The organism is Mycolicibacter algericus DSM 45454 (assembly GCF_002086455.1).
GTDB classification, from domain to species: domain Bacteria; phylum Actinomycetota; class Actinomycetes; order Mycobacteriales; family Mycobacteriaceae; genus Mycobacterium; species Mycobacterium algericum.
Map to the genome: position 1 here is coordinate 37,990 of NZ_MVHC01000010.1, position 15,142 is coordinate 53,131.

16 protein-coding genes and 1 riboswitch are annotated in these 15,142 nt (G+C 71.8%); of the genes, 12 read left to right on the forward strand and 4 right to left on the reverse strand.

All coding sequences use genetic code 11. The features are described from left to right. Positions 1-3 precede the first annotated feature (3 nt). On the reverse strand, positions 4-1,026 hold the full coding sequence (gene trpS / locus BST10_RS11910; RefSeq protein ID WP_083037914.1) for a tryptophan--tRNA ligase: 1,023 nt from the start codon (positions 1,024-1,026) through the stop codon (positions 4-6). A gap of 78 nt (positions 1,027-1,104) precedes the next feature. Here trpS and BST10_RS11915 point away from each other — a divergent pair, with 78 nt between their 5' ends. The 6 genes from BST10_RS11915 to cobM all read left to right on the forward strand — a co-directional run bounded on the left by BST10_RS11915 (position 1,105) and on the right by cobM (position 6,321). Beyond that, on the forward strand, positions 1,105-1,707 hold the full coding sequence (locus BST10_RS11915; protein ID WP_083037915.1) for a TetR family transcriptional regulator: 603 nt from the start codon (positions 1,105-1,107) through the stop codon (positions 1,705-1,707). Beyond that, complete coding sequence (locus BST10_RS11920) at positions 1,708-2,358, forward strand: enoyl-CoA hydratase-related protein (protein ID WP_083037916.1); 651 nt, start codon at positions 1,708-1,710, stop codon at positions 2,356-2,358. Positions 2,359-2,530: 172 nt separating this feature from the next. Beyond that, complete coding sequence (locus BST10_RS11925) at positions 2,531-3,373, forward strand: nitrite reductase (RefSeq protein WP_083037917.1); 843 nt, start codon at positions 2,531-2,533, stop codon at positions 3,371-3,373. Further along, entirely contained in the window at positions 3,370-4,038 is a 669-nt protein-coding gene (locus BST10_RS11930) for a precorrin-8X methylmutase (RefSeq protein WP_083037918.1), read from the forward strand. The genes BST10_RS11925 and BST10_RS11930 overlap by 4 nt, the downstream gene beginning before the upstream one ends. Positions 4,039-4,048: 10 nt before the next feature. Continuing rightward, positions 4,049-5,560: a precorrin-3B C(17)-methyltransferase gene (cobJ, locus tag BST10_RS11935; RefSeq protein WP_083037919.1), complete on the forward strand. Its 1,512-nt coding sequence runs from the start codon at positions 4,049-4,051 to the stop codon at positions 5,558-5,560. Continuing rightward, complete coding sequence (gene cobM / locus BST10_RS11940) at positions 5,548-6,321, forward strand: precorrin-4 C(11)-methyltransferase (protein ID WP_083037920.1); 774 nt, start codon at positions 5,548-5,550, stop codon at positions 6,319-6,321. Before cobJ ends, cobM begins: the two co-directional genes overlap by 13 nt. 26 nt (positions 6,322-6,347) lie before the next feature. Here the strand turns inward: cobM and cbiE are convergent, their stop codons facing one another. Continuing rightward, entirely contained in the window at positions 6,348-7,553 is a 1,206-nt protein-coding gene (gene cbiE, locus BST10_RS11945) for a precorrin-6y C5,15-methyltransferase (decarboxylating) subunit CbiE (RefSeq protein WP_163762359.1), read from the reverse strand. Next, a riboswitch (cobalamin riboswitch) is annotated at positions 7,536-7,683 on the forward strand. Its footprint overlaps the gene before it by 18 nt. A 21-nt stretch (positions 7,684-7,704) precedes the next feature. On the opposite strand from cbiE, the gene BST10_RS11950 reads away from it, so the two are divergent. Genes BST10_RS11950 through BST10_RS11970 form a run of 5 tightly spaced genes read left to right on the forward strand, consistent with a single transcriptional unit; the run spans position 7,705 to position 13,994 of the window. Beyond that, positions 7,705-9,666: a magnesium chelatase subunit D family protein gene (locus tag BST10_RS11950; protein ID WP_083037921.1), complete on the forward strand. Its 1,962-nt coding sequence runs from the start codon at positions 7,705-7,707 to the stop codon at positions 9,664-9,666. After that, positions 9,666-10,280 carry a cob(I)yrinic acid a,c-diamide adenosyltransferase gene (cobO, locus tag BST10_RS11955; RefSeq protein ID WP_013830097.1) on the forward strand — a complete coding sequence of 205 codons (615 nt, stop codon included), beginning with the start codon at positions 9,666-9,668 and terminating at the stop codon, positions 10,278-10,280. Before BST10_RS11950 ends, cobO begins: the two co-directional genes overlap by 1 nt. Further along, positions 10,274-12,634, forward strand: a complete 2,361-nt coding sequence (cobBC, locus tag BST10_RS11960) for a bifunctional hydrogenobyrinic acid a,c-diamide synthase/histidinol phosphate aminotransferase CobBC (RefSeq protein ID WP_165757195.1) — start codon at positions 10,274-10,276, stop codon at positions 12,632-12,634. The genes cobO and cobBC overlap by 7 nt, the downstream gene beginning before the upstream one ends. Further along, complete coding sequence (locus tag BST10_RS11965) at positions 12,631-13,560, forward strand: cobalamin biosynthesis protein (RefSeq protein ID WP_083037922.1); 930 nt, start codon at positions 12,631-12,633, stop codon at positions 13,558-13,560. Before cobBC ends, BST10_RS11965 begins: the two co-directional genes overlap by 4 nt. Positions 13,561-13,562: 2 nt before the next feature. Continuing rightward, a complete protein-coding gene (locus tag BST10_RS11970; RefSeq protein WP_083037923.1) occupies positions 13,563-13,994 on the forward strand; it encodes a GNAT family N-acetyltransferase in 432 nt (143 codons plus the stop codon). A 1-nt stretch (position 13,995) separates the two neighbouring features. On the opposite strand, the gene BST10_RS22985 is transcribed toward BST10_RS11970, so the two are convergent. Further along, positions 13,996-14,259, reverse strand: a complete 264-nt coding sequence (locus BST10_RS22985) for a hypothetical protein (RefSeq protein WP_133054431.1) — start codon at positions 14,257-14,259, stop codon at positions 13,996-13,998. A 39-nt stretch (positions 14,260-14,298) separates the two neighbouring features. Continuing rightward, positions 14,299-14,664, reverse strand: coding sequence for a hypothetical protein (locus BST10_RS11975; protein ID WP_083037924.1), 366 nt, complete (start codon positions 14,662-14,664; stop codon positions 14,299-14,301). A 118-nt stretch (positions 14,665-14,782) separates the two neighbouring features. On the opposite strand from BST10_RS11975, the gene BST10_RS11980 reads away from it, so the two are divergent. Continuing rightward, the gene (locus BST10_RS11980; RefSeq protein ID WP_235673637.1) at positions 14,783-15,073 is read left to right on the forward strand and encodes a hypothetical protein; all 291 of its coding nucleotides are present in this window, start codon (positions 14,783-14,785) and stop codon (positions 15,071-15,073) included. The last annotated feature ends 69 nt before the right edge of the window (positions 15,074-15,142 follow it).

The window sequence follows — 15,142 nt, forward strand, 5'->3', positions numbered from 1 at the left end:
GACTCATACCGGCGGCGGAAGGAATCCCACCCGGTCGTAGACGCGCGCGATCGTCACCGCGGCCACCGCTTTGGCACGTTCGGCGCCGGCGGCCAGCACCGACTGCAACTCGGCGGGATCTGCCAGCAGTTCGTCGACGCGCGCCTTGATCGGCGTGACGAAGTCGGCGACGGCCTCGGCGGTCTCCTTCTTCAGGTCGCCGTAGCCGCGGCCGGCGTAGCCCGCCACCAGTTTCTCGACACTGTCACCGGTGATCGCCGACTGAATGGTCAGCAGGTTCGACACCCCGGGCTTGGCCTGCGGGTCGTAGCGGATCTCGCGCTCGGAGTCGGTGACCGCCGAGCGGATCTTCTTGGCACTTTTCGCCGGATCGTCAAGCAAGCTGATCAGGCCGGCGTCGGTGGCCGCGGATTTGCTCATCTTCGACGTCGGGTCGGCCAGGTCGTAGATCTTGGCGGTGGCCTTGGGAATCATCGGTTCGGGGACGACGAAGGTGTCGGGGAAGCGGGCGTTGAACCGCTGCGCGACGTCGCGGGCCAGTTCCAGGTGCTGCCGTTGGTCCTCGCCGACCGGCACCACGTCGGTGTCGTAGAGCAGCACGTCGGCGGCCATCAGCACCGGGTAGGTGAACAGGCCCACCGTCGTCGAATCCGAACCCTGCTTGGCCGACTTGTCCTTGAACTGCGTCATCCGCGAGGCCTGTCCGAATCCGGTGAAACAGCCCAGCACCCAGGCCAGTTCGGCATGCGCCGGGACGTGGCTCTGGACGAAGATCGCGCTGCGGGCCGGGTCGATGCCCAGTGCCAGGTACTGCGCGGCGGTCACCAGCGTGCTGCGGCGCAGCGTCTCGGGGTCCCAGCCCGGGACGGTGATGGCATGCATGTCGACGACGCAGAACAGCGCATCGTGGTCGTCCTGCAGCTCCGCCCAGTGGGTGATCGCCCCCAGCGCGTTGCCGAGGTGCAGGGACGCCGAGGTGGGCTGGACGCCGGAGAAGACGACGGGGCGGGTTGCGGAAGTGCTCATGGTTTCTCGATCCTGTCACGCCGGTGCGCCGGTGGGCGCACCTGGTAACAGAGCAACCGCTCTGTTATCGTGGCCGCCATGCCCCGCCCGCGCGTGCACGACCCCGGCCGGGTGCTGGACGCGGTCGAGTCGCTGGCGGCGCGGTCCGGCCCGGCGGCGGTGACGATCCGGGCCGTCTCCGAGGCGACCGGAGCCTCTAACGGCGCGGTCTACCACGGCTTCGGGTCGCGGGCCGGGCTGATCGCCGCGGCCTGGTTGCGGGCGGGACGTCGATTCCTGGATATGCAGCGCGAACTCGTCGACAGCGCGCACGACGCGGTGGCGGCCGTCGTCGCCGCCGCCGACACCCCGCTGATATTCGCCGAACGCCACCCGGAGTCCTCGGCGCTGCTGCTGGCGATCCGGCGCGAGGAATTGCTCACCGACGACCTGCCCGTCGACGTCGCTGAACCGCTGCGTCGCCTCGACACCGAACTGATCGGCCTGTTGATCCGGCTCGCGGCCGCGATGTGGGAGCGCCGCGACGCCGCCGCTGTCGACACCGTCACCACCTGCGTCGTCGACCTGCCCACCGCGATCGTGCTCAGCCGAAACCGGTTGGGCAACAACGCCGCCCGCGCCCAACTGCACGCCGCGGTACGCGCCGTGCTGGCCGTGGGACCAGAGAAAGGAACCTGCTGAGTGAAGCTGACCTACGACGACAAGATCGCCGTGCTCGATCTCGGCGACGACGAGAACCGGTTCTCCCCGGACTTTCTCGACGAGGTCGAGCGGATGCTCGACGACGCGGTGTCCAGCGGCGCCCACGGCCTGGTCACCACCGCGGGCGGCAAGTTCTACTCCAACGGCCTGGACCTGGACTGGCTGGCCGCCCACAGTGACCGCGGCGACTGGTACGTCGGGCGGGTGCAGGCGTTGCTGGCAAAGGTGCTGACGCTGCCGATCCCGACCTCGGCGGCGGTGGTGGGCCACGCGTTCGGGGCCGGGGCGATGCTGGCGATCGCCCACGACTTCCGGGTGATGCGCGCCGACCGCGGCTTCTTCTGCTTCCCCGAGGTCGACATCCGGATCCCGTTCACTCCTGGGATGGCCGCGCTGATCCAGGCCAAACTCACCCCGCAGGCGCAGGTGGCGTCGATGACGACCGGCCGCCGGTTCGGCGGTGTGGATGCTGCGGCCGTCGGGATCGTCGACGGCACCGCGGGTGAGGGCGCGGTGACGCCCGCCGCGGTCGAGTTGCTGCGGCCGCTGGCCGGGAAGGATCCCGGCACGCTCGGCGCGATCAAAGCCGGCATGTTCGGGCCGGCGGTGGCGGCGCTGACCGCGGAGTGAACAACATCGGCCCCACCCGTCACCGGCGGCGGGCATAGGGCAGTTGCCCGCATCTGAGCGACAATCAGGCAGTGCACTCGAGCGCCCGCGCCCACCCACACGACCGGTCTGGTGTTGTCGCTGTGAGGCGGGCAACTGACACCCGCCTACTCCGGTGTGACGGATGTGACCGATGAGGGCCAGGGCCGACCGGTGCCCCGGCGTGCTGCGGCCGTGGGTGGCCGACGACGGCCTGTTGGTCCGGTTGCGCCTGGTCGGGGGACGGCTGCCCGTGGCGGCACTGGAACGGCTGCTGAGAGTCAGCGCCGAGTTCGCCGACGGCTCGGTCTACCTGACCAAGCGGGCCAACCTGCAGCTGCGCGGGCTGCCCGGACACGGCGGACAGCTCACGCCCGACGTGGTGGCCGCCCTGGCGTCGACCGGACTGCTGCCATCGCGCAGCCACGAGTTGGTCCGCAACATCCTGGTCTCGCCGCAGACGGGCTATGCCGGCGGGCGCGTCGACCTGCGCCCGGTGTCGGCGCGGCTGGACGCGCTGCTGTGCGGCGACCCGCGACTGGCACACCTACCCGGGCGCTTCCTGTTCGTCCTCGACGACGGGCGCGGCGACCTGATCGACCGGACCACCGATGCCGGGCTGGTGGCGCTCTCCGGCGCGCAGGCGCAGCTGCGGATCGGCGAGAACTGGGGCGCGGTGGTGGCCATCTCCGACGCCGCCGAACGGCTGGCCGCGCTGGCGGCGGCATTCCAGGCCGCCCGCGGCAGCGGTCCCGACGCACCGTGGCACATCCGGGAGCTGCCCAACCCGCTCGCTCCCGTCATCGCCGCCGATCCACGGCTGCCCGCACCGTCGGGTCCGCTACCCTACGGTCCGGTGCCCGGCGGCTCCCACGTGCCGGTCCCCGGCGGGATACTCACGCCGGAGCAGGCGCGCTCGCTGCCGGTGCACACCGAGCTGGTGGTGACGCCGTGGCAGGGTGTCTTCATTCCCGATGCACAGGAGACGAATCCGTGACGAGGCCCGCTAGCCGCCCCACCAAGCGGTATTCCTACCTCGAGGACGGCCCGGCCATCTACGTCGAATCGTTCGCGACGATCCGGCGCGAGTCCGATCTGTCACACATCCCGGCGTCGGCCGAGCGGCTCGCGGTGCGAATGATCCACGGCGCCGGGCAGACCGACGTCGCCGCCGACCTGCTGATCCACCCCGAGGCGGTACCGGCCGGCCGCGCCGCCCTCGACGCCGGCGCACCGATCTTCTGCGATGCCCGGATGGTGGCCGTCGGCGTGACCGCAGGGCGGCTGCCCGCGCGCAACGAGGTGCGCTGCCATCTGCACGACGAGCGGGTTCCGGCGCTGGCCGCCGAATGGGGCACCACCCGCTCGGCGGCGGCGGTGTCGTTGTGGGCGCCGGAGTTGGACGGTGCCGTCGTCGCGATCGGCAACGCCCCCACCGCGCTGTTTCACCTGCTGGAGCTGATCCTGGACGGCGGGCCGCGCCCCGCGGTGATCGTCGGCTGTCCGGTGGGGTTCATCGGCGCCGCCGAGTCCAAGGCGGCGTTGGCGGCCTTGCACGCCGAGCACGGCATCGACATCCCGTTCGTGACGTTGCGCGGTCGCCGCGGTGGCTCGGCGATCACCTCGTCGGCGCTGAACGCCCTGGCCTCGGACGACGAATGAGAGACACAGCGTGAGCGGCACGTTCTACGGGGTGGGCCTGGGCCCCGGCGACCCGGAACTGATCACCCGCAAGGCAGCCCGCATCATCGCCGATGCCGACGTGGTGGCCTACCACGCCGGGGTCAACAAGAACTCCTACGCGCGCACCATCGCCGCCGACCTGATCCGCGAGGGCGTGATCGAGGAGGAGCTGCGCTACCCGGTCACCACGGGGGTGACCGATCACCCCGGCGGCTATGCCGGGGCGCTCGCCGACTTCTACGAGGCCTCCGCGGCACGGCTCGCCGCCCACCTGAGTGCGGGCCGCACGGTGGCGTTGCTGACCGAGGGCGACCCGCTGTTCTACGGCTCGTTCATGTACATGCACGACCGGCTGTCGACCCGCTTCGACACCGAGATCATCCCGGGCGTACCGGCTTTCAGCGCCGCCACCGCCGCGCTCGGCATGCCGCTGGTACGCCAGACCGATGTGCTGACCGTGCTGCCGGGCACCCTGGGCGAGCACGAGCTGGCGATGCGGCTGGCCGACACCGACGGCGCCATCATCATGAAGCTCGGCCGCACCTTCCCCGCCGTATACCGTGCGCTGGTCGCCGCCGGCCGGCTCGAGCACGCTTACTACGTGGAGCGGGCCAGTCATCCGCAGCAGCGCTGGCTGCCGGTGGCCGCCATGGCCGAGACCGACGACGTGCCCTATCTGTCGCTGATCGTGGTCGACGGCGACTCCCGCAACGGGCAGCGCTCGCGCAAGCCGTCCGATTCGGTCCCGGAGGTCGTTGAACCCGTTACTCAGCCCGCCGAGCTGCTGGTCATCGGGCTGGGGCCCGGACCCGAGGGCTGGTTGACCGCCGAGGCCGCCGCGGCGCTGGCCACTGTGGATCACGTGGTGGGCTACGGGCCCTACCTGGCTCGGGTGCCGCAGCGGGCGGGTCTGCAGCGCCACTCCTCGGGCAACACCGTCGAGTTGGACCGGGCCCGGTTCGCGCTGGATCTGGCCGCCCGCGGCGAGAAGGTGGCGGTGGTCTCCGGCGGGGACGCCGGGGTGTTCGGGATGGCCTCGACGGTATTCGAGGCCGCCGATACCGAGCGATACCAACGGGTTTCGGTGCGGGTACTGCCCGGGGTATCCGCGGTGCAAGCGGTCGCCGCGGCCGCCGGTGCCCCCATCGGGGCCGATTTCGCGGTGCTGAGCCTGTCGGATCGCCTCAAGCCCTGGTCGGTGATCGAGTCCCGACTGCGGGCCATCGCCGACGCCGATCTGGTGCTGGCGATCTACAACCCGGCCTCGCGCGCCCGGCCCGACCAGATCGCACTGGCCCGCAAAGTGCTGCTGGAGCACCGCGACGCGGCGACCGTGGTGGTGGTCGGCCGCGACGTCGGCCGGGGATCGGAGTCGCTGACCGTGACCACGCTGGGCGAGTTGGCCACCGACGCGATCGACATGAAATGCCTTGTGCTGGTGGGGTCGTCGTCGACACGGGTGACGGGTGGACGGGTCTGGACGCCGCGATGGGTGCGCTAGCGGTCCAGTTCGTCGGCGCCGGACCGGGGGCCGCGGACCTGCTGACGGTGCGGGCAGCGCGACTGTTGGCCGATGCCGACCTGGTGCTCTACCCGGGCAGTTACCTGGATCCGAAGGTTCTCGACCACTGTTGCGCCACAGCCGAACTCGTGGACACCGCCAAGTTGGACCTGGATGCGATCGTGGGCCGGCTGGTGACCGCCCACCGGGCTGGCCGGCGGGTGGTGCGGCTCGTCTCGGGCGATCCGTCGCTCTACAGCGCGGTCTTCGAGCAGACCCGCCGGCTCGATGCCGCCGGTGTGCCGTGGCAGGTGACACCGGGCGTGCCGGCCTATGCGGCGGCGGCCGCAGCGCTCGGGCGCGAGCTCACGGTGCCGCTGGTGACGCAGTCGGTGGTGTTGACCCGGGTGCAGGCCGCCTCCACCGCGATGCCGCCGCGCGAATCGCTGGCCGCGTTCGCCGCGACCGGGGCCACTCTGGTGCTGCACCTGGCGATCACCCGGATACGAGAACTGATGTGCCGACTGGAATCCGACTACGGCGCGGATTGCCCGGTCGCGGTGGTCTACCGGGCGTCGCAACCCGATGAGCTTGTGCTGCGCGGCACCGTCGCCGACATCGCCGATGCCGTCGAGGCGGCGGGGCTGCGGTCGGCCGCGGTGATCCTGGTCGGCCGCGCGGTGGCCGATCGGCCCGATCCGTGCGGCGGCGAGAGCCATCTCTACGACCCGGCACGGGACCGGGGCGCGCCGACAAGCTGATGCAGAGGCTCGCCGGGTCATCGTCGTCAAGCAGGCAGCGTTAGCGCCCACTGGGTGACCGCCCGGGCCGGCTTCCAGCCGGTGAAGGAACCGAGCGGGGCGGCGTGTTCGACCTGGATGCGGCTCAGCTCGCCGCCGTGCTCGCGGTAGGCCGCCGCCAACAGCGCCTCGCTTTCCAGGGTGACGCCGTGCGCGACCAGCCGGCCACCGGATCCCAGCGCCGTCAGGCAGGCCGCCAGCAGCTCGGGCCGGCTCAGCCCGCCGCCGATGAAGACGGCGTCCGGGGCGGGCAGGTCGGCCAACGCACCCGGAGCACGGCCGTTCACGACGCGTAGCGCAGGCACCCCGAGCTTGCCAGCGTTGCCCGAGATCCGTTGCGCCCTGGTCTGATCAGCTTCGACGGCGATGGCCCGGCAGCTCGGGTGCGCGCGCATCCATTCGATGCCGACCGAGCCGGCGCCCGCACCGACATCCCACAGCAGCTGTCCGGGCGCCGGTGCCAGGCGCGCCAGCGCGGAAGCCCGCAGGTCACGTTTGGTGAGCTGCCCGTCGTGGTCGTAGGCATCATCGGGTAGCCCGGCCGTCCAACCGGCCGGCAGCGGGCCGTCGAGCTCGACGGCGACGATGTTGAGCCGCGGTGCCGGGCCCGCGTAGCTGGCCGCCGTGCTGTCCAACCTGGACTCGGCCCGCCCGCCCAGGTCGCCGAGCACCGTCATCCGGCTCGCCCCGTACCCGTGCTCGACCAGCAGCGCCGCGAGCCCAGCGGGCGTCGTCTCGTCGGCGGAGAGCACCAGCACCCGCCGGCCCGGCGCCAGCTCGCGCAGCACCGCGTGCACGTCGCCGGCCCTGATCACCGCGACCGACTCCGCCGGCCAGCCCAACGCGGCCCGGGCCAGCGTCACCGAGGAGACCGCCGGGATCACGCTGACCCGCTCGGCGCCGAGCAGCTCGATCAGCGTGCCGCCAACCCCGGACAGCAGCGGATCCCCGGAGGCCAGCGCGACCACCCGTCGTCCGGTCAGACCGTCGAGCAGCGCCGGGAGTCCGGCCCGCAGCGGCGAGGGCCAGCCGCGCCGCTCCTGGCCGTCGATGGGGGGCAGCAGATCCAGCTGGCGCGGCGCACCGATCACGACGTCGGCGGCCGCGACCGCTGCGCGCGCCGGTTCGCCCAGGCCGTCCCAGCCGTCGGCGCCGATCCCGACAACGGTGACGTGATGGGCTTGGGCGGGCACGGTGTTAGGGTATCGGCGCGAACTGCCAGGGAAGTCGGTGTGAGTCCGACACAGGCCCGCTACGGTGTTCCGCGGCGCATTCCGGTGCGCCACGGTCAGTCCGAATACCGGCTTCGCGTTGCCAACACCGGCATCACGAGCGGAGCCTCAAATGCAACAGCTGTACCCGTTTCCTGCCGTGCTCGGCGGCGACCCGGACACTCCGGGCGGCCTCGACGACATGGCCCTGGCGCTCGTGCTGAGCGCGATCTCCCCCGGCATCGGCGGGGTTCTCATCCGCGGCGAGAAGGGCACTGCCAAGTCGACGCTGGTACGAGCGCTGGCCCAGGTGCTCCCCGCCATCGACGTGGTGGCCGGCGACCGGTTCTCCTCCGATCCCGCAGAGCCGAACCCGCTCTCCCCGGACGGCCCGTTCCCCGCCGACGCCGCCGTGCAGACCCGCCCGGTGCGGCTGGTGGAGCTTCCGGTCGGCGCCACCGAGGACCGGGTGGTCGGCTCCATCCATCTGGAACGAGCGCTGGGGTCCGGCGCCGTGGAGTTCGAGCCCGGGCTGCTGGCGCGCGCCAACCGCGGCATCCTCTACGTCGACGAGGTCAACCTGCTCGCCGACCACCTGGTGGACCTGTTGCTGGACGCCGCCGCCATGGGCCGGCTGACCGTGGAACGCGACGGGGTCTCGGTCAGCCACGCCGCGCGTTTCGTGATCGTCGGGACGATGAACCCCGAGGAGGGCGAGCTGCGCCCGCAGTTGCTCGACCGATTCGGGCTGACGGTCGAGGTGTCCGCGCCGCGCGATCCGGCGCTGCGCGCCGAGGCGGTCCGCCGGCGGCTGGCGTTCGACGCCGATCCCGAGGCCTTCGCCCGCGACTACGCCGACGCCGAGGAGCGGCTGCGGGCCCGGATCCGCAACGCTCAGGCGCTGCTGCCGCGGGTCGAGCTCACCGACGCCGCGCTGGTGCGGATCGGCGAGATCTGTGCGGCGTTCGACGTCGACGGCCTGCGCGGCGACATCGTGTGTGCCCGTACCGCGGTCGCGCACGCCGCCTGGCAGGGGCGCGACGCGGTCAATATCGAGGATCTGCGGGTGGCCGCCCGGCTGGCCCTGCCGCATCGGCGCCGGCGCAAGCCTTTTGACGCCCCGGGGCTCGATGAGACCGAGCTCGACGAGCTGCTGCCGCCGCAGGATTCCGGCCCGGAGCCAGACCCCGATCCCGACGGCCCCGAGCCCGACGGCCCGCCGGACGGCGGGGGCGCCGCGCAACCCGAGCAGCGCGGGCCGGCGCCGGCAAAACCCGCCGCCACCTCGACCGTCGGCGCTGACTCCCCTTACCGGGCACGGCTTTTCACCGTCGACGGGGTCGGCTCCGGCCGTGCCGGCCGGCGCAGCCGGGCCCGCACCAGTTCCGGGCGCCGCGTGGGTGCCACCGCCGTCGGCGCCGCCGGGGGCCTGCACCTGTTCGAGACGCTGCGGGCCGCCGCCCCGCATCAGGGCGCCCGAGGCCGGGTCGACGGCCCGATGCTGCTGCAGGCCGCCGATCTTCGCCGCGCCGTCCGGGAGGGCCGGGAGGCCAACCTGGTGCTGTTCGTCGTGGACACCTCCGGCTCGATGGCCGCCGCCGAGCGGATGCGGCACGTCAAGACCGCGATCCTGTCGCTGTTGCTCGACGCCTACCGCCGCCGGGACCGGGTGGCGGTGGTGACGTTCCGCGACACCGGAGCGCAAGTGGCACTGCCCGCGACCGGGTCGGTGGAGATCGCCGCGGTGCGCCTCGACGAGCTGCCCGCCGGTGGCCGCACGCCGCTGGCCGAGGGACTGCTCGAGGCCGGTGAGGTGATCCGCCGGGAACGGCTGCGCGACCCGGCGTCACGCCCGCTGCTGGTGGTGCTGACCGACGGCCGGGCCACCGCCGGCGCCGATCCGGTCGGGCGGTCGCGGCAGGCCGCGCTGCAGCTTGCCGAACATGGGTTTTCCGCCGTCGTCGTCGATTGTGAGAGCGGCCGGATGCGGCTCGGGTTGGCGCGCACCCTGGCCGAGCAGCTCCGGGCCGACTACATTCCGTTGCCCGAGGTGAACGCGGAAGCCCTCACCGAGATCGTGAAGGGAGCCGCCTGATGCCGCAGGGACAACCGTTGACGGTGCCCGATGACAACCTGACCACCCGGCAGCGCCGCAATCGGCCGCTGTTGATGGTGCACACCGGCGACGGCAAGGGCAAGTCCACCGCGGCGTTCGGGACGGCGCTGCGCGGCTGGAACCAGGGCTTTGCGATCGGGGTGTTCCAGTTCGTGAAATCCGCCAAGTGGCGCGTCGGTGAGCAGGCGGTGCTGGAGCGGCTCGGCGCCCTGCACGACGAGACCGGCGAGGGCGGCCCGGTGCAGTGGCACAAGATGGGCTCGGGCTGGTCGTGGAGCCGAAAGGCCGGCAGCACCGAGGATCACGCCGGCGACGCCCTGGCCGGCTGGACCGAGGTGAAACGCCGCCTGGCCGAGCAGACTCACGACCTGTACGTGCTCGATGAGTTCACCTACCCGATCCACTGGGGCTGGGTGGATGTCGACGACGTGGTGGCGACCTTGCGCGATCGGCCGGGTCACCAGCACGTGGTCATCACGGGCCGTCGCGCTCATCCCCGGCTGGTCGAGATCGCCGACCTGGTCACCGAGATGACCAAGATCAAGCATCCGATGGACGCCGGCCAGAAGGGTCAGCGCGGCATCGAATGGTGACGTTGCCTCGCCTGGTGGTGGCCGCGCCCGCGTCCGGGCACGGCAAGACCACCATTGCGGTCGGGGTGATGGCGGCGATGGCGGCGCGCGGCCTGCAGGTCAGCGGACACAAGGTCGGCCCGGATTACATCGATCCGGGGTATCACGCGCTGGCCACCGGACGCCCGGCCCGCAACCTCGACCCGGTGCTGGTCGGCGCCGAGCGGATCGTGCCGCTGCTGCTGCACGGCGCGGCCGGCGCGGACATCGCGGTGATCGAGGGCGTGATGGGGCTCTTCGACGGCCGACTCGGTGGCGACGGTGAGGCCTCCACCGCCCACGTCGCCGCGTTGACCACGGCCCCGGTGCTGCTGGTGGTCGACATCTCGCACGCCTCCCGCACGCACGCGGCGGTGGTGGCGGGCCTGGCCGGTTTCGACCCGCAGGTGCGGGTGGCCGGGGTGATCCTCAACCGGGCAGCCAGCGCCCGGCACGCCGACGAAGTCGTCGCCGCGTTGCGCCCCAGCGGTATTCCGGTGCTCGGGGTGTTGCCCCGCGATGCGGGCGTGGCGACGCCGTCTCGGCATCTGGGGCTGGTGCCGGCCGCCGAACGCGACGAATTCGCTGCGATGCCGGCCCGGCTGGCCGGGCTGATCGAGCAGCACGTCGACCTCGACGCGGTGATGCAGATCGCCGGGCTGGCACCGGATCTGGCCGGCACCGCCTGGAATCCGGCCGCTGAGGTGCGCGCCGGGTCGGCCGATCGCCCGGTGGTGGCCGTCGCCGGCGGGCGGGCGTTTACGTTCGGCTACACCGAAACGTTTGAACTGCTGCGTGCCGCGGGCTGTGAGGTGGTCTGCTTCGACCCGCTCACCGATTCGTGTCTGCCGGCGCGTACCGCGGGCATCTACCTGGGTGGCGGGTTCCCGGAGGTGTACGCCGGGCCGTTGGCCGCCAACACCGCGCTGCTGGCTGCGTTGCGGGCGGCGATCGCCGCGGGGGTCCCGACCGTCGCCGAATGCGGCGGGTTGGCCTACCTGTGTCACAGCGTCGACGAGGTCGCCGGGGTCGGGGCGGTTCCGGGTACCGCAGCCATGACGCCGCGGCTCTCGCTGGGCTACCGGCTCGCCACCGCACCCGCCGACAACCTGCTGGCGCGGGCCGGCGAGACGATCAACGGGCATGAATTCCACCGCACCGGTGTGGTTTTCTCTCGCCCGGTCGAGCCTGCCTGGCAGCTGCCCGACGGCCCGGATGGCATCGCCGGGCCGAGCCTGCACGCGTCCTACCTGCACACCCACTGGGCCGGGCATCCGCGGTTGGCGCAACGTTTCGCCGACGCGGTGCACGGCTCCGGTGGCAAAGACCCTAAAGACCTGCATCATCACGGGGACACCGAAACCGGTGCCGGGCTACTGGATTTCGCAGTGAACGTGTACGCCGGGCCGCGCCCGGACTGGCTCGACGACGCCCTGCACGCCGCCCTGGACGACGCCGTGGCCTACCCCGAGGCGTCGGCGGCCCGCGCCGCCCTGGCCGCCCGGCACGGCCGTCGCGCCGACGAGGTGCTGCCCACCGCCGGGGCGTCGGAGGCGTTCGACCTGGTGGCCCGGCTGCGCCGGTGGCGACACCCGGTGATGGTGCACCCGCAGTACACCGGGCCGCATGCCGCGCTGATCGCCGCCGGCCACACCGTCGGCACTGTGTTGTGCCGGGCCGAGGACGATTTCGTGCTGCATCCCGAGGAGGTGCCCGCCGAGGCCGACCTCGTCGTCGTCGGCAATCCGACCAACCCCACCGGGGTGCTGCATCCGGCGTCGGCGTTGCGTCGGCTGCTGCGTCCCGGCCGGGTCGTGCTGATCGACGAGGCGTTCCTGGACGCGCTGCCCGGCGAGCCGGAAAGCCTGGCCGGCGAAGAGCTTCCCGGGCTGCTGGTCAGCCGCAGCCTGACCAAACACTGGTCGATCCCCGGGATTCGGGCCGGATATCTGCTCGGCGACGCCGCGGTGCTCGCCGATGCGGCACGCCTGCAGATCCCGTGGTCGGTGTCGGCGCCGGCGCTGGCGGCCATGCTGTCCTGCTCCGATGAGCGGGCCTTGGCTGAGAGCAGCTGCCGGGCACGGCAATTGGAATTGTGGCGCGAAATGTTGACGGCGGGCCTGACCGCGCGCGCGGTGGCGTTCGTTGCCGGGGTCGCACCCTATGTGCTGGCCCGGGTCGGCCGCGGGGTGCATGCGGCGTTGCGCGACAACGGTATCGCGGTGCGACGAGCCGACACTTTTCCCGGCCTGGATGATTCATGGGTGCGGATCGCCGTGCGTCCCCCGGACTTGACCGACCGGTTGCTGACCGCACTGGATCAGGTGCTGGGGTGACGACGGCCCGGGCGCTCGGGCTGCTACTCGGCTACGCCGCCGATCGCGCCTGGGGTGATCCGCGCCGGCTGCACCCGGTCGCCGGATTCGGGACGTGTGCGCTGGCGGTGGAGCGGCGGTTGTACTGCGACAGCCGGGCGAGCGGTATCGCCCACGTCCTGGTGCTGGTCGGCGGTGTTTCCGGGCTGGCGTATCTGGGCGGGCGCGCGGCGCGAAGCCCGGTGGCGCAGCTGCTGTTCACCGCGTCGGCTACCTGGGCGGTACTCGGCGGTCGGTCCCTGGAGCGTGAGGCGTGCACTGTGCATGACTTCCTGGCGGCCGGCGACCTGCAGCGGGCGCGCGTTCAGCTGCGCAACCTGGTCGGGCGCGACACCGCCGCGCTGGGTCCGGACGAGATCGCCCGCGCCGTGGTCGAATCCGTCGCGGAGAACACCTCGGACGCGGTGGTGGCGTCGCTGTGGTGGGCTGCGGTGGCCGGGGTGCCGGGCCTGGCGGCCCACCGGGCGGTCAACACCCTCGACGCGATGATCGGCCACCGCAACGTCCGCTACCAACGCTTCGGCTGGGCCGCGGCCCGGCTGGACGACCTGCTGGGCCTGCCCGCCGCTCGGCTGACCGGTCTTCTTGCCGCTGCCGTCGGCCCGGATCCCGTTGGCGCACTGCGCTCCTGGCGCCGCGACGCCCGCCACCACCCCAGCCCCAACGCCGGGGTGGTCGAGGCTGCCTTCGCCGGCGCCTTGGGGCTGCGGCTCGGCGGTGTCAACATCTACTACGGGAACCGCCGTGAGGACCGGGCGTTGCTGGGCGACGGGCGGGCTCCCGTGGTCGCCGACATTCCGCGGGCGGTGCAGCTGGCCCGCCGGGTGGGCGGCGTGGCGATGGTCGGTGCGGTGGTGTGGTGCCTGCTCCGGGAGACCAGGAGGTAGACATGTCCGTCCCCGTCGAATTCTCCACGGCGAGTGCGCGGGTGGATCGTGACTGGCTCTGGCACGAACTGACCGAGCACACGTACTGGGCGAAGTACCGCACCCGCGCCATGTTCGATCGTCAACTCGATGAGGCGTGGCGGCTGGTGGGCGCCTACCGGGCCGACGACGGGGCGATGGTGGGTTTCTGCCGGGCGTTCTCCGATGGTGCGGCCATGGCGTATCTGGCCGACGTGTACGTCGCGGCAACCGAGCGCGGTCGGGGAATCGGCCGGGGACTGCTGCGGGTGATGATCGACGACGGGCCGGGCCGCGACTTCCGCTGGATGCTGCACACCGCCGATGCGCACGGGCTGTACGAGACGTTCGGGTTCGCCGCACCCGATGAGACCTTCATGGAACGTCGGTCGCGGTTGCCGCACGTACGCGACTGAGTCAGCCGTCGCAGCCGTTCTGGGGCATGCACGGCACGTAACCCTGCGGGCCCCACTGGCGCGGTCCGGGGTTGAAACTCCAGGAGCCGGGCGGGTAGTTGTTCCACGGCTGATTGCACACCGCCCACGGCAGTGAGCTGTAACAGCCGCTGGGTTCGGTGCCGGAGTCGGCGTTGGCCGACGGTGTGGGAAATCCGAAACCCAGCGCAGCCCACGCCGGTATAGCTGCTATGACGGGGCCGAGTAATCGTCGGATATCTTTCATGACTCGATCATGCTCTCGGCCACCGACAGTGCCCGCGGCTCAGTGGTGGGCGATCAGTTCGGTGACGTGGTCGTGCTCGTCCGGCCGGACCAGGCCGGCGGCAGCGGATTTCAGCCGCCATCTCGTCACCAGCCCGTCGGGGCCGGTCAGCTCTCCGGCGGCGAGCGCGTCATCGATCAACTGTCGGACCCGGGGTTCGTCGGCGGTGTCGGCGGCGAACAGGACCCGCAGCGTGACCTCATCACCGGAGACGTGATGGGCGGTGTGGTGTGGCGCCAGTAGGCAAGGCGGGCGGTGATTCCAGCTGCCGCACAGCGCCTTGGTGATGGCGCCGCCGGGCGCATTCGGGCTGCCTCCACGGTGCAGCTGCACCACCGCGTCGTGCACGTAGGCGCGGTGAGTCACGGGCGCAATGTTATCCACAGTTACGGATTGATTTGCAGTTGCGGCCCGACGCGGACTGCCGGTGCCGCCTGGGAGCTGCCCGGGCTTTAGCTTCGGGACCATGCCTCCGCAATCTTGGGTGACGTTGATCGTCGGCGGTCTGGCGACCGTCGGCGTCATCGCCACCTGGCAACAGAAGAACCGCGCCGACCGGCGCAGCGAATGGTGGCGACGCACCACCTGGGCTTTTGAGCGGACATTCAGCGACAACGACAGCCAAGCCCGTCTCGGCTGGTCCATTCTGCACACCCTGATCCGGTCTAGACTGGCAACCGTCGATGACAACGACATCGTCCAGGTGATCTCGGAACATGCTGCTGTAGACGATGTCGGCGAGGAGGACGCGAATGCCAGCCGAGCAAACGCCTGAGGCGTCAGAACGCCGCGAGTCAGCGTCCCGGCTCGAAGTCCGCAGGGCCGCCGCGCGCGTCGCAGTCGA